We start from the raw sequence: 21,897 nt of genomic DNA, 5'->3' as shown, positions 1-21,897 counted from the left end.
GCGACGCCGCCCGGCGGGCCTTGCCTCCTACGGGTTGCGCGCCAGCCACTTGCGGGCCATGCGGCTGATCGACGCATCGTCGTCGGCCGCCATCGGCGCGATCTCGCGCCAGGCCAGGTCCAGCGACTCCTCACTAACCACGTAGGCCTCGCTGCCCCCGGCGTGCACGACGTAGCGCACGTCGTAGTGCCAGTGGCCCGGGATGCCCCTGCGTTCCGGGATCCAGTGCCGGTCCAGGTCGAAGATCTCGCGTTCGACCGAGAGATCGGCCAGGCCGGATTCCTCCTCGGCCTCTTTCAGCGCCACCCGTGCCATGTCGATGTCGCCATCGGCATGCCCGCCCAACTGCAACCAGCGGCCGAGCTTGCGGTGGTGGGTCATCAGGGTCCGCTGGCCGTCGCCGCTGACCACCCAGGCACCGCCCGTCAGATGGCCTTCCAGCCGCTCGCGGACGGAGGGATCGGCCGGATCCGCCAGCAGGTCGAGGAACTGGCCGACCACGCCGGTTTCGTCCGGCCAGCGCTGGCGATACGCCTGCAATTGCGCCGACAGAAACGAAAAGCGGAGCGGAATCGACGCCATGGCGACTGCAAAAATGAACAGGGGAGCGTCATTATCGCCGCGTGAAGGTTGCTTGTGTCACTGAAGCCAATGCGGGTAATGTTCCGGAAATATTGACCGTGGCTGAGTCGCCGCCCCGGTCCCGCCAGCCGCCAGACCCGGGGACGAACCTGATGCTGTTTCAGCGCAGAAAGCCGCTTGACCTGATTCTCCAGACCGCCGCCAAACGCTCGCTTTCGCGCCAATTGGGCGCCTTCGATCTGACCATGCTGGGTATCGGCGCCGTGATCGGCACCGGCATCTTCGTGTTGACCGCAGTGGCGGCCAACAAGGCCGGCCCCGGCATGATGTACAGCTTCATGATCGCCGGCGCGGTCTGCGCGCTGACGGCGCTGATCTACTCCGAAATCGCCGCGATGGTCCCGGTCTCGGGTTCGGCCTACACCTATTCCTATGCCGTCCTGGGCGAAGTCCTCGCCTGGATGGTCGGCTGGGCGCTGATCCTCGAATACGCGGTCGCCGCAGGCGCCGTTTCGGTCGGGTGGTCCGGCTATGCGAACGGCTTCCTCGCCCACCATGGGATCGGATTGCCCGACTTCCTGACCGCGGGCCCGTTCTGGGTCGAACACATCAAGGACCAGGGCGCCGTGATCCACATGGTGGACGGCGTGACCCACAAGGGTGGCTTCAACCTGATCGCGTTCCTGCTGGCCTTGCTGGTGACGTGGCTGCTGGTGCTGGGCACCAGCAAGTCGGCGAAGGTCACCGCCGTGCTCGTGGCGATCAAGATCATCGCGCTGATGGCGTTCATCGTGCTGGCCTTCCCGAAGGTCCAGGGCACCAACTTCGAACCGATGCTGCCGAACGGCTGGGGTACTCCGCTGTCCGGTGTCGGCGTGCTCGGCGCGGCGGCCTCGATCTTCTTCGCCTATGTCGGGTTCGACGCGGTCTCCACCGCGGCGGAAGAGACCAAGAACCCCAACCGCAACATCCCGATCGGCCTGATCGGTTCGCTCGCGGTCTGCACCATCATCTACCTGCTGGTGGCCTACACCGCGATCGGCTCGATGGGTGCACAGCCCGGTGGCCCGTTGTCGGAAAGCAAGGAGCCGCTGGCCTTCGTGCTGCGCGAGATCGGTCATCCGGGCTGGGGCGATGCGGTCGGCTTCGCCGCCATCCTGGCGTTGCCCTCGGTGGTGCTGATGATGATGTTCGGCCAGACCCGCATCCTGTTCACCATGTCCCGCGACGGCCTGCTGCCGGACAAGCTGGCCTCGGTGCACCCGAAGTACAAGACGCCGCACGTCATCACCTGGATCACCGGCATCTTCGTGGCCTTCTTCGCCGCGCTGTTCCCGGTCGACATCCTCGCGGACATCTCCAATGCCGGCACCCTGTTCGCCTTCGCCGCCGTCGCCATCGGCGTGATGGTGCTGCGCCGGACCGAACCGGGCCGCGCGCGTCCCTTCAAGACCCCGCTGATCTGGATCGTCGGCCCGCTGGCCGTCGCCGGCAGCGCCCTGCTGTTCTTCAGCCTGGGCTGGAACCCGACCATCAAGTTCTTCTGCGTCTGGGCCATCGTCGGCCTGATCGTGTACTTCTCCTATGCGCGTCGCCGCAGCCATCTGGCGCCGGGCAACGAGCACCTGCTGCACGGCCACGGCGACAAGCTGGACGCCGACCCGCTGGTGCAGGAAGGCCCGAACGCCGGCCCCTGATACGGGACGCCTGGCCGCAACTCCGGAGAATGGCGCGGAAACGCGCCATTTTCCGTTTCAGGGTCCGATACCGCTTTCTTTCCGAGCACCCATGTCCGACACCACGCCCCGCAAGATCGGCCCGGTCCTGGCGACTTTCGCGGTCGCCAACAACATGATCGGGTCCGGCTTCTTCCTGCTGCCGGCCACGCTGGCGCGCTCCGGCGGCGTCACCGCCCTGAGCTGGCTGCTGGCGACGCTGCTGGCGGTCCTGCTCGGCGCCACGTTCGCCCGGCTGGTGCGCGACTATCCCAAGCTCGACTGCCCGGACGACTACGTGCGCCCCGCACTGGGCCGCGACATGGGATTCCTGGCCGCGACGCTCTACTGGATCTCGTCCTGGATCGGCAACAACGCCATCGCGGTCGCTGCCTTCGGGTACCTGGCGCTGCTGCTTCCGGTCGAGGACGGGGCGGCCACGCGCGTGATCGGGCAGATCGCGCTGATCTGGCTGATGTTCGCCCTGAACCTGTTCGGCCCGCGCGCGATCGCGCGTTTCCAGTCCCTGTGCGTGGTGCTGGGCCTGCTGCCCGTGGCGGCCATCCTGATCTGGGGCTGGGGCAGTTTCGACACCACGCTTTACCGCGCCGCATGGAATGTCTCCGGCTCCTCGGATGCGCACGTCGTCGTATCGTCGCTGGCGCCCATCTTCTGGGCGTTCGTCGGCCTCGAGACCGGCGCGATGGTGGCCGGCGTCGTGCGCGACCCCGCACGCAACGTGCCGATCGCGACGCTGGGTGGCATCGTCATTGCGGGCGCGGTGTACCTGACCTCGTCGGTGCTGATGATGGGCATCGTGCCCGCCGCGGAACTGGCGGATTCCGGCGCGCCGTTCGCGCTGGTCGCAGGCCGCATGTTCGGCGACTGGGCGATCCCGGTGATCGCGGCGGCCGCTGCCATCAAGGCGACCGGCACGCTGGGCGGCTGGATGCTGGTGACGGGCGAGTCCGGTGCGCGTGCGGCGCAGCGTGGCTTCCTGCCTCCGGTCTTCGGCCGTCTGCTCGCCAACGGGGCTGCCGGCTGGGGACTTTTCATCGTCACGGTGTCGATGACGTTGCTGGCGGTCTTCACGTTGTCGCCCACCGTCGCAGGCCAGTTCGAAACCATCATCAACATGGTGGTGGTGCTGGTGGTGATGGCCTATGTCGCCGCGTCCCTGAGCCTGGCCTGGGGCACGCCCGCGCGCCCCGCGTCCGGTGGCGATCGGGCCATCGGGATCGGGGCGTTGCTCGCGTGCGGGCTGCTGGTGTATTCCACGCCCGTGAAGACACTGGTGGGCGGCATCGTCGTGGCCCTGCTGGCGCTCGCGGTGTACCGCACCTTCGCCCGTTCGCGGCGGACGGGCGCCGGGTAGCCACTGGCGGTAAACTGCGCGCATGAGCCTCCTGCCCTACGACGCCGACCAGCTGCGCGACCGCGCGCACTCGATCATCAGCAATGTGCGCGAGCTGTCCCAGCTTGGCTGGACCCCCGCCACCAGCAGCAACTTCTCCGAGCGCCTGGACGAACGCCATGCGGCCATCACGGTCTCCGGCCGCGACAAGGGCCGTCTGGTGGAAGGCGACATCATGGTCGTCGACTTCGACGGCAAGGCGGTCGGCAGCGACCACCGACCCTCGGCGGAAACGCTGCTGCACACGCAGCTGTATCGCCGCTATCCGGAAATCGGCTGCGTGCTCCACACCCACTCGCTGGTGCAGACGGTCGCTTCGCGGCTGTTCGCCGGCGCCGGCCATGTCCGCCTGGAAGGCTTCGAGCTGCTGAAGGCGTTCCAGGGCAACCAGACGCACGAGATGGCAATCGACGTGCCGGTGTTCGCCAACACCCAGGACATGCCGACGCTGGCCGCCCAGGTCGATGCCCTGCTCGACCGGCAGCCGCTGTGGGGCTACCTGATCGACGGCCACGGCCTGTACGCCTGGGGCCGCACCATGGCCGAGGCGCGCCGGCACCTGGAGGCCTTCGAGTTCCTCTTCGCGGCCGAACTGGAGCTGCGCAAGCTCGGCTGCCGCCGCTGATAACCGCCGGTTATCGCAGCGTTCCGTTTCCGCAACAGGGCGCGGGGACCGGGTTTGCTACCCTTAGCGTCCCCTCGCCGCTTCACGCCATCGCCATGAGCCGCCTACGCATCTTCAAGGAATCGGACCCGGCCACGCCGGAGTTCGCCAGCTACGACCCCGACTTCATCGCCACCGAGCTGAAGAAGATCGGCGTGGTTTTCGAACGCTGGAAGGCCACCAAGCCGGTCGAGCCGGGCGCGACGCCCGAGGACGTCATGGCCGCTTACCGCAGCGACATCGACCGCCTGGTCGCCGAGCGCGGGTTCAAGACGGTCGATGTTGTCAGCATCGCGCCGGACAATCCGCAGCGCGAGGCGATGCGCGCCAAGTTCCTCGACGAGCACTTCCACAAGGAAGACGAAGTGCGCTTCTTCGTGGCCGGCTCCGGTCTGTTCACGCTGCACGTGGACGGCAAGGTCTACGAGATCGAATGCGTGCAGGACGACCTGATCGCCGTGCCCGATGGCGCGCTGCACTGGTTCGACATGGGCCCCGAGCCGCGCTTCATCGCGATCCGCTTCTTCACCGAGCCGGATGGCTGGGTCGGCCACTTCACCGGCACCACCATCGCGCAGGAATTCCCGCGTTACGAAGGCCTGACGCAGGGCCATTGACCGTGTAGAGCCGGGCTTGCTCGGCTGCACAACCGTCCGGACAAGAGCAGCGGAGCGAGCTCCGCTCTACAGGAATCCCATGCCCGTTTCCGCCATCCTCACCGACATCGAAGGCACCACCAGCAGCATCTCGTTCGTGAAGGACGTGCTGTTCCCCTACGCGCGGCGCGCCCTGCCCGATTTCGTGCGCGAACACGGCGACGATCCGGAGGTACGTCGCTGGCTGGACGTGGTGGCGACCGAGCACGGCAGCATCTGCAGCGACGATGTCATCGTGGAGACGCTGCAGGGCTGGATCGACCAGGACCGCAAGCACACGGCGCTGAAGGCGCTGCAGGGTCTGGTGTGGGAAGCGGGCTACCGCGACGCCGATTTCACCGCGCACATCTATCCCGATGCTGCGCCCGCGCTTCGCGGATGGTACGACGAAGGGTATCCGTTGTACGTGTACTCGTCCGGCTCGGTACCGGCGCAGAAGCTGTTCTTCGGCCACAGCGACGCCGGCGACCTGACGCCGATGATCTCCGGCTGGTTCGATACCGAAGTGGGCGGCAAGCGCGAAGCCGACAGTTATCGCGCGATCGCCGCGCGCATCGGCGTACCGGCCGGAAATGTCCTGTTCCTGTCCGATGTGGTGGAAGAGCTGGATGCCGCGCGCGAAGCCGGCCTGCAGACCTGCCTGATCGATCGTCTGGAAGACTATCCGGTGCCGCGCCAAGGCGACGCCGCGCACGGCCATCCGCGCGTCGACGCGTTCGATGCGATCGAACTGCCGCACTAAATCCCGCAATGGCATCGCAACGCACGGCCACGCTAATCGGGCTGGTGGCGATCCTGCTGTGGGCCTCGCTGGCCGTGCTGACCACGGCGACCGGCACACTGCCGCCCTTCCAGGTGCTGGCGATCAGCTTCGGTGTCGCAGCCCTGCTCGGCCTGTTGCGAGCAGCATCGCGCGGACGTGCCGGCTGGCATGAGCTGCGTCAGCCTTGGGCGGCGCTGGCCCTGTCCACACTGGCCCTGTTCGGCTACCACGCCTTGTACTTCATCGCGCTCAAGCGCGCGCCCGCCGTGGAAGCGAACCTGCTCAACTACCTGTGGCCGCTGCTGATCGTGGTGTTCGTCGGCCTGCTGGGCGGCGTCGCCGTGCGTGCCGGGCAATGGGTGGGCACGCTGCTGGGGCTGACGGCTGCGGTCCTGCTGGTCACACGGGGACGCGGGCTGCAGGTGGACCCGGCGCACGTGCCCGGTTACCTCGCCGCGCTCGGCGCCGCGGTGATCTGGGCGTCGTACTCGGTGCTCAACCGTCGTTTTGCTGATGTGCCCACCGCCGCGATCACTGTGGCCTGCGCCGGTGTTTCCGTCCTGGGTGGCATCGCGCACCTGCTGTTCGAACGCACGGTCGCGCCGGACGCGCCCCAATGGCTGGTCCTCGCCGTGATGGGCGTCGGCCCCGTGGGCGCCGCGTTCTGGCTGTGGGACCACGGCACCAAGCGCGGCGACATCGCGCTGCTGGGCAGCCTGTCGTATCTCGCGCCGCTGCTGTCGACGTTGCTGCTGGTCGCGTCGGGACGCGCGCAGGCGCACTGGATGCAGGCCGTCGCCATCGCGCTGCTGCTGACCGGTGCGTGGCTCAGCGTCCGCGCCAGCCGCGCGGCGCGATGAGAGCGATTCGCGTTTCTACATGATTCGGCCGATCTGACTAGACTGCGCGCCACGTCGCAAGCCAGCCTCCGCCAGCCAGCCACGTGAACCTCGCCCGCCAGCCTCCGCTCGCCCGCCAGGTTTCAGGACGCCTCCCCCGGGAGGCGTTTCCGTTTCAGGACCCGTGGATCTTCTCGCCGCGCGCCAGCATGGCGACCAGCTTCTCCACGCGGGCCTGCCGGGTCTCCGGCTTTACCGCCGTCTGCACACGCCAGCACACCGCGTAGCGGTTGGTCTTGTCGAGCGCATCGAAGAAGGTTTTCGCCTTGCGGTTCTTCGCCAGGGCCTTGGCGAGCTCCGGCGGCACTTCCATCGATCTGGACCCGTCGTAAGCCGCGTCCCAGCGGCCGTCGGTCTTGGCCGCCTCGACCTCGCGCAATCCCCCGGGGCGCATCCTTCCCGCGGCGACGAGGCCCTCGATCTTGGCGACGTTGATCTTCGACCAGGTGCTGCGTGCGCGCCGTGGCGTGAAGCGCTGCAGGAAGCACTGTTCGTCGAAGCCCTTCTTCTGCCCATCGATCCAGCCATGGCACAGGGCGACGTCGAGCGCTTCGGCATAGCTGACCGACACGACGCCCGAGTCCTTCTTTGCGATCTTCAGCCACACGCCCTCGGACGCGGGGTGGCGCTCCAGCCAGCGTTCCCACGCGGCAGCGTCCACGAACAGTTCGATGGGCAGCTCCGTGGCGGCCATGATCAGGGCTCCGCGATCTGCAGGCGATACGACGTACGGGCGGACTGCTCACCGCGCCAGCGGTCGAACGCGCGCACCTCGACCGCATGCTCGCCTTCGGCCAGGTCGGTGGGCAATGCGCCCCGCCACAGGTGCTGCGACGCCTCGGCCTCCGGCGAACGGTCGTAGCCGCGCAGCGCGTCGGCGACGTCGTCGCGCATGTTCTCCACCAGCAGGCGCGGATCGGGCTGTTCGACGCGCTTCATCGGTTTCCACGCACCGCCATCGACGCGGTACTCCACCCGTGTATCGGCATCGCCCATGTACACATTGGCGAACACGCCCCACGCCGGGTACGCGCCCTTGCGCAGCACGCGCGGTGCGTGCAAGCCAATGCCACTGTCGTCCGTCACGCGCGCCGGATGCCAGGACAAGGCGTACTCGCCACCCGCGCGCACGCGCAGCCGTGCATAGCCATTGGGTGTGCCGTCGGCCATCGTCGTGTCGGGAATGCCTTCGGCATCTTTCACGCCCGACCAGTAGGCGCCGCAGGCGGCACCGACGTTGTACTCATGCAGCGGCGCCAGGCCCTGCCAGCCCGTCGAGGCATCGTGGTACCAGTGGCGCTGTGTGTGCGTATGTCCGCTGAGCAGGAGGACATGCGGAAAGTCCTTCAGCAGCGCAAACAGGCGCTCGCGGTCCTGCGGACGGAAGCCGCGCGCACCGGGCTCGTAGAACGGGATATGCACGCCGATCACCAGCAGCCGATCCTTGCGCACCGTGGGCAGGTAGGCCTTCAGGAAGGCGAACTGGTCCTCACGCAAACCCCCGAAGTACGCCGGCGACTTGCCGGGCTGGTAGATCACGTCGTCCAGGCCGATGAAGGTCGCCGCCTCTTCTTCCCAGGCGAACGTGTCCGGCCCCAGGTGATGACGGAACGTACGCAACGATTCCTCATCGCTGGCCGCGTCGAAATCGAGGTCGTGGTTGCCGGGAATGAACAGCCACGGCACCTGCAGGCTCATCGTCGTGCGCAGGATCTCGGGGTACAGCGACAGGTCGTCGTTGGTCACATCGCCGAGCGTCAGGCCCAGGGCCGCGCCGTGCTTCCCCACCAGCGGTTGCACGATATCGCGCCAGTAGTAGTCCACGTCCTCCACGGACGAGGTCTGGCTGTCGGCGAACAGCAGTACATCGAGTTCGGCTTGCCCTGCCGGCTTCGGCCTCAGCGCGAAGTGGGTGCAGTCCGGTTGGCGCTGCGGGATGCCGCCGTACTTCAGTGCAGGCCCGGCGTGGTACTGCAGGTTGCGCCAGCGCGCAGGCAGGCCATCGCGCCGTACGGCCAGGTCGTAGCCTGCCGGCTTGATGATGAAGATCGTGCGGCCGTCGATGTACTCGAGGTTGTATTCGCCCCGCGCATCCGTGATCGCGATATCGATGCCGTTGGAGACCTTGATACCCGGCAGCCCGGGCTCTCCGGTATCGCGGACGCCGTTGCCGTTCCGGTCCTCGAACACCTGCCCCCAACTGCAAGGCGGCGGAAACGCATGGGCGGAAACGGCGAACAGCGCCAGGACGACAGCGATCAGCGAGGCGCGCATGGCGACTCCGGCAGGGACGACGGGCCGATTATGACCCGCGGCAGCCGATGCGGTCAGCGGGCGTGCCGCTGGGCCAGGACGGTGATCGCATCGTCCAGCGACAGCCCGCGCGCACGGAGCAGCACGATCAGGTGGTACAGCAGGTCGGCGCTCTCGCCGAGCAAAGCCGGCTCGTCCTGGGCGACGGCCGCCAATGCGGTCTCCACCCCTTCCTCACCCACTTTCTGTGCGATGCGGCGCACGCCCGCCTCGAACAATCGCGTCGTATAGCTGTCGGCCGGCCGCTCGCGCTCGCGCCGCGCGATGAGCGCGTCGAGCTCGGCGAGGAAGGCACCGGGCGCGTCAGGGAAGCAGCTGGCGCGCTGCAGGTGGCAGGTCGGTCCGCGCGGATGCGCCAGCACCAGCAGGCTGTCGTCGTCGCAGTCCACGTCCACCGAAACCAGCTCCAGCACATGGCCCGAGCTCTCGCCTTTGGTCCACAGGCGCTGCTTGCTACGGCTGAAGAACGTCACCTTGCGACTCGCCAGCGTGGCTTCCAGCGCCTCGCGGCTCATGTAGCCGAGCATCAGCACGCGCAGCGTCGCGGCATCCTGCACGATGGCCGGTAGCAGCCCATCGCCCTTGGCCCAATCCAGCCGCGCGGGATCCAGCCCGCGACCCGCAGATTCACTCGCCACGTCGCACCTCGATGCCCTGTTCTGCCAGTGCCTGCTTCAATGCCGGAATCCGGATATGCCCGCTGTGGAAGACACTTGCCGCCAGTGCACCGTCGACGTCCGCCTGCTGGAAGACATCGACGAAGTGCTCCACCTCGCCCGCGCCACCCGACGCGACCAGCGGCACCTCGCAGAGGGCGCGCACGGCCTGCAACTGGGCCAGATCGTATCCGCGGCGGACGCCGTCCTGATCCATGCAGTTCAGCACGATCTCGCCGGCACCGAGCCGTTGTGCCTGAACCACCCAATCCAGCGTGCGCAGGCCGGCGCCCTGCATCTTCGTGGGATCGCCGGTGTAGCGGCGCACGCGCCATTCGCCGTCGGCTTCGAGGATCGAATCCACGCCCACCACCACGCACTGCACGCCGAATGCCTGCGCCAGCTCGCTGATCAGGTCGGGACGCTCCAGCGCCGGCGTATTGACCGACACCTTGTCGGCCCCGCTGTACAGCACGCGGCGCGCGGTCTCGACATCGCGGATGCCACCGGCCACGCAGAAGGGGATGTCCAGCAGGCGCGAGACGCGTTCGATCCAGGCGTAGTCGACGGAACGCCCTTCCGGACTGGCGCTGATGTCGTAGAACACCAGTTCGTCCGCACCTTCGTCGCGGTAGCGCAGTGCCAGTTCGGCGATGTCGCCCATGTCGACGTGGTCGCGGAACTTGACGCCCTTGACGACACGGCCTTCGCGCACGTCGAGGCAGGGAATGAGGCGCCGGCTCAACATGCCAGGGCGTCCGGCAGGGTGAACCGGCCTTCGAGCAGCGCGCGACCCAGTACGATACCGGCGCATCCGGCATCACGCGCGCCGCTGACATCGGCCACCGCACTCACGCCACCCGAGGCCTGCACGGCCAAGGTCGGCACGGTGGCCCGCAGGTATGCGTACAGGTCGAGATTGGGTCCGCTCAGCATGCCGTCGCGGGCGATGTCGGTGCATAGCAAGTGACGCAGCCCCGCTTCAGCATAACGGGTCGCCAGCACTTCCAGCGTCTCCGACGCGGTCTCAGTCCAGCCATGCACGGGCAGCCGCCACACGCCGTCCCCATCGCGGCGCGTGTCCAGCGCCACGGTGATGCGCTCGCTGCCGAACTCAGACAGCCAGGCCAGCACGGTATCGGGGGCGCGCACCGCCAGCGAACCGATCACGACACGCTGCGCGCCGGCATCGAGCAGGCGCGCCACGTCATCGCGCTCGCGTACGCCGCCACCGGTCTGCACCTTCAGCGATGTGTCGCGGGCGAGCGCCTGCAGCAGCGGCAGCAGCGTGTAACCGCCTGCGCGGGCCGCGTCCAGGTCGACCAGGTGCAGCCACGCGGCGCCCTGACCGGCATAGCGGACCGCCACCTCAAGCGGCGCGCCGTCGTAGCGCGTCTCACGCGCATAGTCGCCCTGTGCCAGGCGGACGACGCGACCGTCGCGGACGTCGATCGCGGGATAGAGGGTGAAACCGGTCATTGCAGTCCGTACTCGATGAAATTCTTCAGCAGGCGTGCGCCCACCCCTGCCGACCGTTCCGGATGGAACTGCGCCCCGGCCACGCGTCCACGCTGCACCACGGCCGCGAAGCGCGCCCCGTGTTCGCTGCTACACAGGCAATCGTCGTCGACCGGCGCGGAATAGCTGTGGACGAAGTAGGCGTGGTCGCCCTCGGCGATGCCGTCCACCAGCGAGCTGTCGCGCCGGCGCTGCAAGGTGTTCCAGCCCATGTGCGGCACACGGATACCGGGCGAGACCGGCAGCTTGCGGACGCGGCCCGGCAGCAGGCCAAGACACGGCGTATCGTCCTCTTCGGAGTGGGCGAACAACAGCTGCGCGCCGACGCAGACGCCGAGCAACGGCCGCTCCAGCGCGCGCAGCGTCTCGACCAAGTCCAGTTCACGCAAGCGCGCCATGCAAACCGCTGCCGCGCCGACGCCCGGGAGGATCACCCGGTCCGCCGCGCGGATCGTCGCGGCGTCGCCCGTCAGTTCCGCTTCGACACCGAGCCGCTGCAGGGCGTAGCGCACCGACCCGATGTTGGAGCCCCCGGCATCGACCAGTACCACCCGCATCAGAGTGCGCCCTTGGTCGAGGGCAACTCTGCGCCTTCGCGCCGGATGGCCTGGCGCAACGCGCGCGCCAGCGCCTTGAAGCTCGCTTCGACCTTGTGGTGGTCGTTCTCGCCCTGCACCTTCAGGTTGAGGTTCAGCCCGGACGCATCGCACAGCGAACGGAAGAAGTGCGGCACGAGTTCGGTCGGCAAGTCGCCGACGCGCTCACGGCGAAACTCGCCCTCGAAGATGAAATACGGGCGCCCGCTGAAATCCAGCGCGGCGCTGGCCAAGGTTTCGTCCATCGGCAGCGTGAAGCCGTACCGGCCGATCCCGCGCTTGTCGCCCAGCGCTTCCTTCAGCGCCTGACCCAGCGCCAGACCAGTGTCCTCGACCGTGTGGTGCTCGTCGATGTGCAGGTCGCCGTCGGCGCGCACGTCGAGAGCGAAGCCGCCATGCTTGCCGATCTGCTCCAGCATGTGGTCGAAGAACGGAAGACCTGTCTTCGCCACCGGCTCGGCGACGCGGTCCAGGTCAACTTCGACGCGGATCTTGGTTTCCTTCGTGTTGCGCTGGACGACCGCGCGCCGCGGCGCGTCGGCCAACGCATGCGCGATGCCGGCCCAATCCCAGTCACCACCGAACTGCGTGGTCTTGAGCTGGAACGCCCGGATCTTCAGGTTGTCGGCGAACTGGTTGTCCGTGGGCCGGTCCCCGACCATTGCCGAGCGCGCCCAGTCGATGCTGCGGTCCTGCAGGTACGGGATCACCAGGCCGATGCCTGGCTTGCGCGTGGCCTTGTTCTCGTGCGGCCAGCTCTCATCGATCAGCACGTCGCGGAAACGGATGCCCTGGCTTTCGAAGACCTGCATCATCAGCGCGTGCGGACCCTCGAACGACGCGCGCGGATACTGCTCCGAACCCAGGCCGTCCTGGTTGCTGACCATCACGAACTGGTAGCCCGCGTCGCGCAGCTTCAGCAGCGCCGGGATGACCCCGGCGACGAAGCGCAGCTTCTCGTAGGCATCGATCTGGAAATCTTCGGGCTCCTCGATCAGGGTGCCGTCGCGGTCGATGAAGAGGATGGGCGTCATGCCGCCTGCTCCCGGGCGTTGAGGGCCGCGATGACGCGGTCGTTCTGGTGGGGCGAGCCGACGGTGATGCGCAATGCGTCGCCCAGTTGCGGGGCGGCGCGCTGGTCGCGCACCACGACCCCGGCGGCGAGCAGCGCGCGGAACGCGCCTTCGGCATCGTCGAAGCGCACCAGCAGGTAGTTGCCCTGCGATGGATACACGCGCAACACGCCAGGCGACTGCGCCAGCGCATCAAGCAGCCGGTCACGCTCACGGCGCACGAGGGCGATCCGCTCGCGTGTCTGCGCCAGCCCCGCATCGGACAGCCCCGCCAGCGCCAGGTCGGCGCACGGCGTGGGCACCGGATACGGCGCCTGGCAGCGCTGCAGGATGGTGATCAGGTCCTCGTTGCCGATCACGACGCCGATCCGCGCGGCCGCCAGCGCGTGCGCCTTGGACAGCGTGCGCAGGACGGCGATGTTCGGATGCGCCGCAAGCAGCGTTGTCGCGGATGGGCCGTCGGCGAATTCGCCGTAGGCTTCGTCCACTACGACCACGGCCTTGCCCTCCAGTGCGCCGGCGAGCGCAGCGATCCCGGCGAGCGGAATGGCGCTGCCCGCGGGATTGGAGGGCGAACACAGGAAAACCAGCTTGGCGCGCTGCGACAGCGCAGCCTCGCGGATCGCCTCCAGGTCGGCGGAGAAACCATCAACGCCGTCCACCAACGGCACCTCGACCAGCGGCGCGCCCTGCAGGCGTGCGCAGACCGCATACATGCCGAAGACCGGCGGGGTGACGACGATGGCGTCCTGGCCTGCCACGCACAAGGCACGCACGAGCAAGTCGATGGCCTCGTCGCTGCCACGGCCGACCAGTAGCGCGGCGGGTGCGACGCCGTACAGTTCCGCGAGTCGTGCGCGCAGGGCCGGCGGTTGCGGATCCGGATAGCGACGGCTGCGCCCTTCCCCATCCGCGGGATTGGACCAGGCCGACTCGTTCGCGTTGAGCCATACGTCGCCGCGCAACGACTCGCTGCGCGCGGACTTGTAGCCGGCGAAGTCGCGCAGGTCCGGACGCACCAGCGGCAGGATGGCGCTCACGCAGCCGCCTTGCGCAGGCGCAGCGTGACGGCATTGGCATGCGCATCGAGGCCTTCGGCCTGCGCGAGCGTCACCGCGCAGCCGCCGATGGCGCCAATGCCGGCGCGGCTGGCGGACTGCACGCTGACGAAGTTCTGGAAACTGGCCACGCTCACGCCGCTGTAGGCGCGGGCCGCGCCCGCCGTGGGCAGCACGTGGTTGGTGCCGCTGCAGTAATCGCCCAGCGCTTCCGGCGTGTAGTCGCCAAGGAATACGGAGCCCGCCGCTTCCACCCGCTCCAGCCACGCACGGGGCTCGCGCAGTGCGAGGATCAGGTGTTCGGGCGCATACCGGTTGCTGATGGCGAACGCTTCCTCCAGCGCGGCGACCTGCACCAGCCGCGATGCCGACAGAGCCTGCCGCGCGATGTCGGCGCGGTCCAGGGCTGCGAGCTGCGTGGCAAGTTCATCCTGCACGCGCGCGATCAGGCCCGCGTCGTCGGACACCAACAGCACCTGCGAATCGGGACCGTGCTCGGCCTGCGACAGCAGGTCGGCCGCGACGAACGCCGCATCGGCACCGGCGTCGGCGATGACCAGCACTTCCGACGGACCCGCCGGCATGTCGATAGCGGCGGCACCGCCTTGCGCGACCTGCTGCTTGGCCTCGGTGACGTAGCTGTTGCCGGGCCCGAACAGCTTGTCGCACTTGGGAACGCTGTCGGTGCCGAACGCCATCGCGGCGATGGCCTGCGCGCCGCCCAGTTTGTACACGCGGCGGATGCCGGTCAGCTGCGCGGCGACCAGCACCGCGGGGTCGGCGGTGCCGTCCTTGCGCGGCGGCGTGCACAGCACCACTTCCCGACAGCCGGCCAGCCGCGCGGGTACACCCAGCATCAATGCCGTGGACGGCAGAGGTGCCGTGCCCGCGGGAACATACAGGCCCACGCGTGGGATCGGCCGGATGACCCGCTCGCACACCACGCCGGGGGCGGTTTCCACCGCATACGGTTGCGCCATGCCGGCGCGGTGGAAGGCCTCGATCCGCCCGGCCGCCTCCAGCATCGCCTGCCTCAGTTCCGCAGACACGGCCGCGTGCGCGGCAGCGAATTCCTCATCGCTGACGGCGAAGCCGGACAGTGCGACGCCATCGAGCCGCGCGGTGATCTCGCGCAACGCCGCGTCGCCACGCACGCGCACATCGGCCAGCAAGTCGGCGACGGCATCGCGCGTGCGCTGCGCGACGGTCTGCACCGGCCGCGCGAGCAGCACGGTGCGCGCGGCCTCGTCGAGCGTGGCCCAGTCGTAACGCGGTGCGACGGAAGCGCTCATGCCAGCGACCTCTCGACGGACAGCACCATCAGGCCTTGCGCACCCGCACGCTGCAGTTCCTCCAACCGCTGCCAGGTAACGGTGCCGTGGCACATCGCCTGCAGCGAAAGGGGACCTTCGCCGTTGCCCGGCAGCGTCACCACGCCATCGCTGTCCGTCAGCAGCCGTGCCAGCGCCGGTACGGTCTCGCGCTCGGCGCGGAACATCAGCAGCTTGCTGTCCTTCAACTTCAGCACGCCGTCCAGGCGGCGCAGCAGCATGTCGGCCAGGCCGGCACGTGCATCGTCGAAGGCGCGTGCCGGGCCCGCGAGCACGGCCTCGCTGTCGAGCAGCGTCTCTACCGGCTTGAGCTGGTTGGCGGCCAGTGTGGCGCCGCTGGAAACCAGGTCGCAGATGAGGTCGGCGGTACCCAGTTTCGGCGCGATTTCCACCGAACCTGACAGCTCCACCACGGCCGCGTCGATGCCGCGCGCCTGCAGCCATTGGCGCAGGACGGAGGGATAGCTGGTGGCGATGCGCAGGCCCTGCAGTTGTTCCGGCCCGGTCCAGTCCCAGCTTTCCGGAACGGCCAGCATCAGCCGGCAGCTGCCGAACCCCAGCGGGCGAAGTTCGCGGTACGCCTCTGGCAAGCCGATCAGGGCGCGTTCGCCCGCCTGTTCGTCGAGTTCGTTGCGGCCCACGATGCCGAAGTCGCAGACGCCATCGGCGATCAGGCCCGGGATGTCGTCGTCGCGCACCAGCAGCAGGTCCACCGGCAGCGATTCGCCGTAGCAGAACAGCTTGTCGCGGCTTTCGCGCCAGCTCAGGCCGCAGGCGGCCAGCAGCGTGCGCGCCGGCTCCGCGAGCCGGCCGCTCTTCTGGATGGCGATACGCAGACGCTCGCGCGTCGCGGGGGTCAGGGTGGGACTCATGGAGAACGCTCAGTGGGAGGCGGTAGCCGTCGCCGCCTGCTGGCGGTGCACGGCGGCGGCGTAACCGCCCGCGCCCCGCTCGAGGGTGCGGGCGACACGGCCGATGGTGGTCACGCTGACCTGGGTGAGATCGTGGATTTCCCGGTACGGCACGCCCTTCAGCAGCAGGGGCACCACCCGCCAACGGTCGGCCATGGCCTCCAGCTCGGCTGGCGTGCACAGGTCTTCCAGGAAGGCGCGCACCTCACCCGGGTCCGACAACGCCGCCAGCGCCTCGGAGAGGGCCTGCAGGGGGCCGTTGTCGGCGACTTCGTCCTGGGGCGAGCGGCGCTTCATGGGCGGGATCATGCACTAATGTATTAACGTGCTAATACATTAATTGATGCCTTGGCCGCTCGTCAACCCGGAGCATGTCTGGAATGACGGGCTTTTCCCGTTACTTCCGGCATAGCCATACCAGGGGACCGACGATGGGCTGGAGTGGGCAAGGACGATGAGTACACTGCCAAGGACGCCGCACGGCCGGCCCGGCGAGACCGCCGGCATGCGGACAGGCCACCCGGGGGGGATGGGCATGCAGGGACGACGCACAGACACGACAAGCCACCCGCGCTGGTGGGTATGGCTGTTCGCCCTGTTGCTGTGGCCCATGGCCGCCGCGGCCTCCACGCCGGCCCGCATCGGACCTGACGCGAGCTATGCGGCGCTGGCCCCACACACCACCTACCTGCACGACGCGGGCGGCGCGGCGACCCTCGATGAGGCGCAGCGACTGCTGGATACCGGACGCTTCGCGCCGCTGCCGAACGGCGATGCGTCCTTTGGCTTCCAGACCGGCGCCTTCTGGTTCCACGTCGCGGTCACCAATACCAACGCCCGCGAACAACGCTGGCTGCTGGTCCAGCAGTACGCGCTGAGCGACCGGATCGACATCTACGCGCGCTACCCGGATGGCCGCACGGTCCACCACACGGGCGGCGACACCTTCCCGTTCGAGCACCGCAGCATCCGCTACCGGCATCCGAACTTCTGGCTGGAGCTTCCCACCGATCAGCCGGTCGACCTGCTGGTCCGCGTGCAGAGCCAGAGCTCGATGCAGGTGCCGCTGTTCCTCTACACGCCCGCCGCCTTCGCCGAACTCTCGCGCGACGGCCAGCTCGGCATCGGCATCTATTACGGCATCCTGGTCGCGCTGTTCTTCTACAACCTGGTGCTTTGGCTGGTGCTGCGCGACGGCAGCTACTTCTGGTACCTGTTCCACATCACCGCCTTCGGGCTGGTGCTGTTCACCCTCAACGGGCTGGGCTTCGAATACTTCTGGCCGCATTCCACCTGGCTGGCCGATAAGTCGGTCCCGTTGTCGGTCTGCCTGGCTCAGATCGGCATGCAGCAGTTCTCGCGCACGTTCCTGGGATTGAACACGCGCTGGCGATGGGGCGACCGCATCAGCAAGGCGATCATCGCCTTCTTTGTGCTGTTGGGCATCGCAGCCACCCAGCTGCCGTACCACGTGGCCACGCCGATCGCGTCGGCCGCGGTGTTCCCGAGCATCGCGTGGATTGCGGTGATCGCGCTGGTGGTGGTGCGCAGCGGCTACCGCCCGGCGAAGGTCTTCCTGCTCGCGTGGACGATGTTCCTGCTGGGTACGGGCATCTTCGTGGCGCTGGCGTTCGGCCTGCTGCCCAAGACCTTCATGACCGAGTACGGCGTGCAGATCGGCTCCGCACTGGAGATGCTGTTGCTGTCGGTCGCCTTGGGCTACCGCTACGCCGCGCTGCGTAACGAGAACGAACGCATCGTGCGCGATGCTAAGAACCAGCTGGAGGAACAGGTCATCACCCGCACCGCCGAGCTACGCCAGGCGATGTCGGAACTGGAGAGCGCCCATCACCGGCTGCGTGAATCCAGCCGCCTCGATGGTCTGACCGACCTGTACAACCGGACCCACTTCCGCGAAGCCTTCGAGCACCTGCTGTCGCAGTCGCGGAACTCGCAACGACCGATCTCGCTGCTGATGATCGACCTGGACCACTTCAAGCGCATCAACGACACCTACGGCCACCTGGTCGGCGACGATTGCCTGCGCTGCACGTCCAACACGCTGGCCGAGGCGCTGCGCCCGCATGGCGCATTGCTGGCCCGTTTCGGGGGCGAGGAGTTCATCGCCGCCCTGCCCGGCATGGGCCTGGGCGAAGCCAGCGTGGTGGCCGAGGAATTGCGCCAGGCGTTGCGAGCGCAGCCGTGCCGGAGCGGTGAGCTGGAGATCGCGATCTCCGCCAGCATCGGTGTGCATTGCGTCGACCTGGAAGCCCGCGACAGCCTGGAATCGGCGCTGCAGGTCGCCGACCAGGCGCTCTACACCGCCAAGGCCGAGGGGCGGGACTGCGTGCGGACGCTGTAGGGTTCGGGATTCCAGGCGTGGGAGCGACGTAAGTCGCGATGGCGTTGAAGCTCGCGACTTACATCGCTCCCACACCTACCCTCCCTGGAACTCAGCGGTTGCGGACCGCGGCAAGGATCTCGCCAGACTCCACCAGACGCACGGCGGTGGCGACTTCGCCATCGAGTGCGCGATCGCGGTCGAGGAAGGGAATCCGGGCGCGGATCGCCGCGTGCGCCGCGGCGACGGCATGCCCCGGATGGAAGGCTTCGCTGTCGGCGAGCGCGGCACGCAATGCATCGACTTCTGCCAGGAAGGCATCCCGACCTTCCGTGCCGGGCGACGGGCCACCGGACACCTTGGCGGCCAGTCCTTCGGCATCGGTCCGATCTGCGAGCGAACGCGCGGCGTTGATCATGTCGCGACGCAGGTCCAGCGCCTGCGCGGCGGTGTAGAGCTCCAGTGCCAGCACCTTGCCGAGGTCCTGTGTCATCGCCAGCACATGGCGCGCCTCGTTGGCGCCCATCGAGACATGATCTTCGGCGTTCGCGCTGGTCGGCACCGAGAACACGCTGGCCGGATGCGCGCGGCTCGCCAGGTCGTTGACGATGGCGGCCGCGCTGTACTGCACGATCATGTGGCCGGACTCGGTACCGTCCTCGTTGCCGATCAGGAACGCTGGCAGGCCGTCGTTGGTCGCCGGATCGACCAGCTTGTTGAGGCGGCGCTCCGAGATCGACGCCAGCGTGGGAATGGCGGCCTTCACGTAGCTCATCACCAGCGCCAGCGGCATGCCGTGGAAATGGCCGGCCGAGATGACCTGCTCCTCGACGTGCGTGGCTTCGCGATCCGGGAACACCAGCGGATTGTCGGTGACCGCGTTGAGCTCGATCTCCAGCACGCGCTTGGCCTGTTCCACCGCGTCGCGCACGGCGCCGTGCACCTGCGGGATGCAGCGCAGCGAATAGCTGTCCTGCGGCTGGTGCTTCTTGCCGCCGCGGAAGGGCATGAAGCGCCGGTAGAACTTCTCGCGCCCGTGGCGCTGCCCCGTGGGCACCCAGTCCCAGCCAATGTCGAAGCGCAGGGCCTGCGATGCCGGCGTGTCCCAGCTGCCCGGTAGCCAGGTGCGAAACCGAGGCACCAGGTGATAGGGAATGTCGGCCAGCGTCGAACCCGCCAGCAAGTCGCGCAGGCGCGCGGCGACATGCACCTGACCGGGGTGCGGGCGCAGTGCATGCACCTCTTCGGCGAACGCACCCAGGCGACCGGCGAAGGCATCGATGGTCATCGCCGCCGCAAGGTCCGCCGTATCCAGCAAATGATCCAACCGATAGGTGGCCAGCACGCCCATGGCGAGCATCTGCGCGGTGCCGTTGTTCAGCGCCAGGCCCTCCTTGTAGGACAGCGACACCGGCGTCAAGCCCGCGCGCTCGAGCGCGTCGGCACCCGGCATGCGCTCGCCCTGGTAGAACGCTTCGCCACCGCCCAGCAGCACGATGGCCAGGTGCGACAACGGCGCCAGGTCACCCGACGCGCCGACAGAGCCCAGCGACGGCACCACCGGCACGATGCCGGCGTTGAGCATCGCCGCAAGGGCCTGCAGCGTTTCCACGCGGATGCCGGAGTGTCCCTTCAACAACGTGTTGATGCGGATGCCCAGCATGGCGCGGACGATCTCCGGCGCCATCGGTTCGCCCACGCAGACGGCATGGGTGACGATCAGGTTGTACTGCAGCTCTTCGTGCAGCGAGCGCCCGGACTTCGCCGCGCCCGGCAGTTCGTCGCGCACCGGGTGCGCGCCCAGCAGCTTGTCGGCGTTGCTGCCGAAGCCGGTGGAGACGCCGTAGATCGGCTCCTCACGGCGGACCTGTTCGGCCAGGAAATCCGCCGCGCGCGCCACGGCCTTCAGTGCGCCCTTGTCCAGTTCGACGCTGGCACCGAACGCGATCTCCACCAACCTGTCGCGCGTCAGCGACGCACCATCCAGCAGGATCGGTTTCATGTCAGCGCCCCGCCAGTGCGCGCGCCTGTTCCAGCTCAACCTTCAGGCTGCTGGCCAAGTCTTCGCGCTTCACTTCGAACTGCTGCTCGCGCAACAGGTCCTTGACGGTCACCGCACCGCGCGCGCGCTCGTCATCACCCGCCAATACCACGAAGCGGATGCTCGCACGCGAGGCGTACTGGAACTGCTTGGCCAGTTTGCGGCCTTCCATCTGCACTTCGGTGTTGATGCCGGCCGCGCGCAGGCGACGGGCGATGTCCAGCGATTCGGCCAACTGGCCCTCGTCCATCAGGGCGACCATCGCCTGCACGCTGCTCTCGTCGCTGCCTGCAATCAGGCCGGCTTCGCGCAGCTGCCAGAACAGGCGCGTCAGCCCGATCGAGATGCCCACGCCGGGCAGCTTCGACTTGGTGTAGTGGCTGGCCAGGTCCTCGTAGCGGCCGCCGGAGCAGATCGAACCGATCTGCGGATAGCCGTCCAGCTGGGTCTCGTAGACCGTGCCGGTGTAGTAGTCCAGGCCGCGGGCGATGGAGAAGTTCAGGCAGTACGCCGCTTCCGGCACGCCCAGCGCCTTCACCAGCTCCAGCACCTCGCGCAGTTCAGCGAGGCCCTGGTTGAAGATCTCGCTGCCCTGCCCCAGCGCGTCGAGCTTGGCCAGCGCGTCGGCGTGGCTGCTGCTGCGCATGGCGACGAAGTCCAGGATGCGGTCCACGCCCTCGGCCGACATCCCGAAGCCTTCGCCGGTCAGCGTCTCGCGCACGTAGTCGGCGCCGCGCTTGTCCAGCTTGTCGACCTCGCGCAGCACCAGCGCCTGCTGCTCGCCGTCGGTGACGCCCTGCGCCTCGAAGAAGCCGCGCATCAGCTTGCGGTTGTTCAACTGGATGGTGAAGTCGCCGATGCCCAGGTCGCTGAACACGGCGTGGATCACCGCCAGGATCTCGGCATCGAAGCGCACGCTGAGCGCGTCCTTGCCGATCACGTCGATGTCGCACTGGTAGAACTCGCGGAAGCGGCCGCGTTGCTGGCGCTCGCCGCGATAGACGCGCTGGATCTGGTAGCGGCGGAACGGGAACGTCAGTTCGTGCTCGTGTTCGGCCACGTAGCGCGCCAGCGGCACGGTCAGGTCGAAACGCAGCGCCAGTTCGGGCAGGCCGTCGCCCTCCTTCGCCAGCGCACCGGTGGACTGGACGAAGTACACCTGCCGCTCGGTTTCGCCGCCCGACTTGGTCAGCAGCGTCTCGGACAGCTCGAATACCGGCGTTTCCACCGGCAGGAAGCCGAAGCGCTCGTAGTTGCGGCGGATGGTGTCCAGCATGCGCTGGAAGGCGATCTGCTCGCGCGGAAGCAGTTCCATCACTCCAGGCGGCGTACGGGGCTTGATCAAGCGAAAAACTCCGGCAGAAGG

Annotated in this window: 21 protein-coding genes; 7 read left to right on the top strand and 14 right to left on the bottom strand. The window is 68.1% G+C overall.

All coding sequences use genetic code 11. The features are described 5' to 3' along the window. Positions 1 to 27 precede the first annotated feature (27 nt). Positions 28 to 582, bottom strand: coding sequence for an NUDIX hydrolase (locus tag BLT45_RS08635; protein ID WP_093297441.1), 555 nt, complete (start codon positions 580 to 582; stop codon positions 28 to 30). Between the two features lie 152 nt (positions 583 to 734). On the opposite strand from BLT45_RS08635, the gene BLT45_RS08630 reads away from it, so the two are divergent. From BLT45_RS08630 to BLT45_RS08605, 6 genes are all read left to right on the top strand, one after another. After that, entirely contained in the window at positions 735 to 2,279 is a 1,545-nt protein-coding gene (locus BLT45_RS08630; protein WP_093297439.1) for an amino acid permease, read from the top strand. A gap of 91 nt (positions 2,280 to 2,370) precedes the next feature. Beyond that, positions 2,371 to 3,672 carry an amino acid permease gene (locus BLT45_RS08625; protein ID WP_175455769.1) on the top strand — a complete coding sequence of 434 codons (1,302 nt, stop codon included), beginning with the start codon at positions 2,371 to 2,373 and terminating at the stop codon, positions 3,670 to 3,672. Between the two features lie 22 nt (positions 3,673 to 3,694). Continuing rightward, complete coding sequence (locus BLT45_RS08620) at positions 3,695 to 4,336, top strand: methylthioribulose 1-phosphate dehydratase (protein WP_093297435.1); 642 nt, start codon at positions 3,695 to 3,697, stop codon at positions 4,334 to 4,336. Positions 4,337 to 4,431: 95 nt separating this feature from the next. Continuing rightward, on the top strand, positions 4,432 to 4,992 hold the full coding sequence (locus BLT45_RS08615) for a 1,2-dihydroxy-3-keto-5-methylthiopentene dioxygenase (RefSeq protein WP_093297432.1): 561 nt from the start codon (positions 4,432 to 4,434) through the stop codon (positions 4,990 to 4,992). A 79-nt stretch (positions 4,993 to 5,071) separates the two neighbouring features. Then, the gene (gene mtnC / locus BLT45_RS08610; RefSeq protein WP_093297429.1) at positions 5,072 to 5,773 is read left to right on the top strand and encodes an acireductone synthase; all 702 of its coding nucleotides are present in this window, start codon (positions 5,072 to 5,074) and stop codon (positions 5,771 to 5,773) included. Positions 5,774 to 5,781: 8 nt separating this feature from the next. Beyond that, positions 5,782 to 6,654: an aromatic amino acid exporter YddG gene (locus BLT45_RS08605; protein WP_093297426.1), complete on the top strand. Its 873-nt coding sequence runs from the start codon at positions 5,782 to 5,784 to the stop codon at positions 6,652 to 6,654. Between the two features lie 154 nt (positions 6,655 to 6,808). Here BLT45_RS08605 and BLT45_RS08600 read toward each other — a convergent pair whose 3' ends face one another. The 11 genes from BLT45_RS08600 to BLT45_RS08550 are packed head-to-tail and all read right to left on the bottom strand — an operon-like array spanning position 6,809 to position 16,446. Next, positions 6,809 to 7,387: a YdeI/OmpD-associated family protein gene (locus tag BLT45_RS08600; protein ID WP_093297423.1), complete on the bottom strand. Its 579-nt coding sequence runs from the start codon at positions 7,385 to 7,387 to the stop codon at positions 6,809 to 6,811. A 2-nt stretch (positions 7,388 to 7,389) separates the two neighbouring features. Next, positions 7,390 to 8,967, bottom strand: a complete 1,578-nt coding sequence (locus BLT45_RS08595) for a calcineurin-like phosphoesterase C-terminal domain-containing protein (protein ID WP_093297420.1) — start codon at positions 8,965 to 8,967, stop codon at positions 7,390 to 7,392. Between the two features lie 53 nt (positions 8,968 to 9,020). Further along, complete coding sequence (gene hisIE, locus BLT45_RS08590; protein WP_093297417.1) at positions 9,021 to 9,644, bottom strand: bifunctional phosphoribosyl-AMP cyclohydrolase/phosphoribosyl-ATP diphosphatase HisIE; 624 nt, start codon at positions 9,642 to 9,644, stop codon at positions 9,021 to 9,023. Beyond that, positions 9,634 to 10,410, bottom strand: coding sequence for an imidazole glycerol phosphate synthase subunit HisF (hisF, locus tag BLT45_RS08585; RefSeq protein WP_093297413.1), 777 nt, complete (start codon positions 10,408 to 10,410; stop codon positions 9,634 to 9,636). Before hisF ends, hisIE begins: the two co-directional genes overlap by 11 nt. After that, on the bottom strand, positions 10,404 to 11,141 hold the full coding sequence (hisA, locus tag BLT45_RS08580; RefSeq protein WP_093297410.1) for a 1-(5-phosphoribosyl)-5-[(5-phosphoribosylamino)methylideneamino]imidazole-4-carboxamide isomerase: 738 nt from the start codon (positions 11,139 to 11,141) through the stop codon (positions 10,404 to 10,406). The genes hisF and hisA overlap by 7 nt, the downstream gene beginning before the upstream one ends. Continuing rightward, the gene (gene hisH, locus BLT45_RS08575) at positions 11,138 to 11,737 is read right to left on the bottom strand and encodes an imidazole glycerol phosphate synthase subunit HisH (protein ID WP_175455768.1); all 600 of its coding nucleotides are present in this window, start codon (positions 11,735 to 11,737) and stop codon (positions 11,138 to 11,140) included. Before hisH ends, hisA begins: the two co-directional genes overlap by 4 nt. Next, a complete protein-coding gene (gene hisB / locus BLT45_RS08570) occupies positions 11,737 to 12,810 on the bottom strand; it encodes a bifunctional histidinol-phosphatase/imidazoleglycerol-phosphate dehydratase HisB (protein WP_093297407.1) in 1,074 nt (357 codons plus the stop codon). The genes hisH and hisB overlap by 1 nt, the downstream gene beginning before the upstream one ends. After that, entirely contained in the window at positions 12,807 to 13,889 is a 1,083-nt protein-coding gene (hisC, locus tag BLT45_RS08565; protein WP_254771814.1) for a histidinol-phosphate transaminase, read from the bottom strand. The genes hisB and hisC overlap by 4 nt, the downstream gene beginning before the upstream one ends. Continuing rightward, positions 13,886 to 15,199, bottom strand: coding sequence for a histidinol dehydrogenase (gene hisD / locus BLT45_RS08560; protein ID WP_093297406.1), 1,314 nt, complete (start codon positions 15,197 to 15,199; stop codon positions 13,886 to 13,888). The genes hisC and hisD overlap by 4 nt, the downstream gene beginning before the upstream one ends. After that, complete coding sequence (gene hisG / locus BLT45_RS08555) at positions 15,196 to 16,110, bottom strand: ATP phosphoribosyltransferase (RefSeq protein WP_093297405.1); 915 nt, start codon at positions 16,108 to 16,110, stop codon at positions 15,196 to 15,198. Before hisG ends, hisD begins: the two co-directional genes overlap by 4 nt. A 9-nt stretch (positions 16,111 to 16,119) precedes the next feature. Beyond that, positions 16,120 to 16,446, bottom strand: a complete 327-nt coding sequence (locus BLT45_RS08550; RefSeq protein WP_093297404.1) for a YerC/YecD family TrpR-related protein — start codon at positions 16,444 to 16,446, stop codon at positions 16,120 to 16,122. Between the two features lie 238 nt (positions 16,447 to 16,684). Between BLT45_RS08550 and BLT45_RS08545 the strand changes: the two genes are divergently transcribed. Next, the gene (locus tag BLT45_RS08545) at positions 16,685 to 18,511 is read left to right on the top strand and encodes a sensor domain-containing diguanylate cyclase (RefSeq protein ID WP_175455767.1); all 1,827 of its coding nucleotides are present in this window, start codon (positions 16,685 to 16,687) and stop codon (positions 18,509 to 18,511) included. A 91-nt stretch (positions 18,512 to 18,602) separates the two neighbouring features. On the opposite strand, the gene BLT45_RS08540 is transcribed toward BLT45_RS08545, so the two are convergent. Further along, a complete protein-coding gene (locus BLT45_RS08540) occupies positions 18,603 to 20,492 on the bottom strand; it encodes an HAL/PAL/TAL family ammonia-lyase (protein WP_093297402.1) in 1,890 nt (629 codons plus the stop codon). 1 nt (position 20,493) lies between these two features. Further along, positions 20,494 to 21,876 (bottom strand): histidine--tRNA ligase, encoded by a 1,383-nt coding sequence (hisS, locus tag BLT45_RS08535; RefSeq protein ID WP_093297401.1) that lies wholly within the window; start codon positions 21,874 to 21,876, stop codon positions 20,494 to 20,496. Between the last annotated feature and the right edge of the window lie 21 nt (positions 21,877 to 21,897).

The organism is Pseudoxanthomonas sp. CF385 (assembly GCF_900104255.1).
GTDB lineage: Bacteria > Pseudomonadota > Gammaproteobacteria > Xanthomonadales > Xanthomonadaceae > Pseudoxanthomonas_A.
This window is presented reverse-complemented; position numbering and strand designations above follow the sequence as displayed.

What these genes read in the sequence shown, in the direction of transcription:
- BLT45_RS08635 (WP_093297441.1), bottom strand. Translation starts at nt 582, where the DNA reads ATGGCGTCGATTCCGCTCCGCTTTTCGTTTCTGTCGGCGCAATTGCAG.
- BLT45_RS08630 (WP_093297439.1), top strand. Translation starts at nt 735, where the DNA reads ATGCTGTTTCAGCGCAGAAAGCCGCTTGACCTGATTCTCCAGACCGCC.
- BLT45_RS08625 (WP_175455769.1), top strand. Translation starts at nt 2,371, where the DNA reads ATGTCCGACACCACGCCCCGCAAGATCGGCCCGGTCCTGGCGACTTTC.
- BLT45_RS08620 (WP_093297435.1), top strand. Translation starts at nt 3,695, where the DNA reads ATGAGCCTCCTGCCCTACGACGCCGACCAGCTGCGCGACCGCGCGCAC.
- BLT45_RS08615 (WP_093297432.1), top strand. Translation starts at nt 4,432, where the DNA reads ATGAGCCGCCTACGCATCTTCAAGGAATCGGACCCGGCCACGCCGGAG.
- mtnC (WP_093297429.1), top strand. Translation starts at nt 5,072, where the DNA reads ATGCCCGTTTCCGCCATCCTCACCGACATCGAAGGCACCACCAGCAGC.
- BLT45_RS08605 (WP_093297426.1), top strand. Translation starts at nt 5,782, where the DNA reads ATGGCATCGCAACGCACGGCCACGCTAATCGGGCTGGTGGCGATCCTG.
- BLT45_RS08600 (WP_093297423.1), bottom strand. Translation starts at nt 7,387, where the DNA reads ATGGCCGCCACGGAGCTGCCCATCGAACTGTTCGTGGACGCTGCCGCG.
- BLT45_RS08595 (WP_093297420.1), bottom strand. Translation starts at nt 8,967, where the DNA reads ATGCGCGCCTCGCTGATCGCTGTCGTCCTGGCGCTGTTCGCCGTTTCC.
- hisF (WP_093297413.1), bottom strand. Translation starts at nt 10,410, where the DNA reads ATGTTGAGCCGGCGCCTCATTCCCTGCCTCGACGTGCGCGAAGGCCGT.
- hisA (WP_093297410.1), bottom strand. Translation starts at nt 11,141, where the DNA reads ATGACCGGTTTCACCCTCTATCCCGCGATCGACGTCCGCGACGGTCGC.
- hisH (WP_175455768.1), bottom strand. Translation starts at nt 11,737, where the DNA reads ATGCGGGTGGTACTGGTCGATGCCGGGGGCTCCAACATCGGGTCGGTG.
- hisB (WP_093297407.1), bottom strand. Translation starts at nt 12,810, where the DNA reads ATGACGCCCATCCTCTTCATCGACCGCGACGGCACCCTGATCGAGGAG.
- hisD (WP_093297406.1), bottom strand. Translation starts at nt 15,199, where the DNA reads ATGAGCGCTTCCGTCGCACCGCGTTACGACTGGGCCACGCTCGACGAG.
- hisG (WP_093297405.1), bottom strand. Translation starts at nt 16,110, where the DNA reads ATGAGTCCCACCCTGACCCCCGCGACGCGCGAGCGTCTGCGTATCGCC.
- BLT45_RS08550 (WP_093297404.1), bottom strand. Translation starts at nt 16,446, where the DNA reads ATGAAGCGCCGCTCGCCCCAGGACGAAGTCGCCGACAACGGCCCCCTG.
- BLT45_RS08545 (WP_175455767.1), top strand. Translation starts at nt 16,685, where the DNA reads ATGCAGGGACGACGCACAGACACGACAAGCCACCCGCGCTGGTGGGTA.
- BLT45_RS08540 (WP_093297402.1), bottom strand. Translation starts at nt 20,492, where the DNA reads ATGAAACCGATCCTGCTGGATGGTGCGTCGCTGACGCGCGACAGGTTG.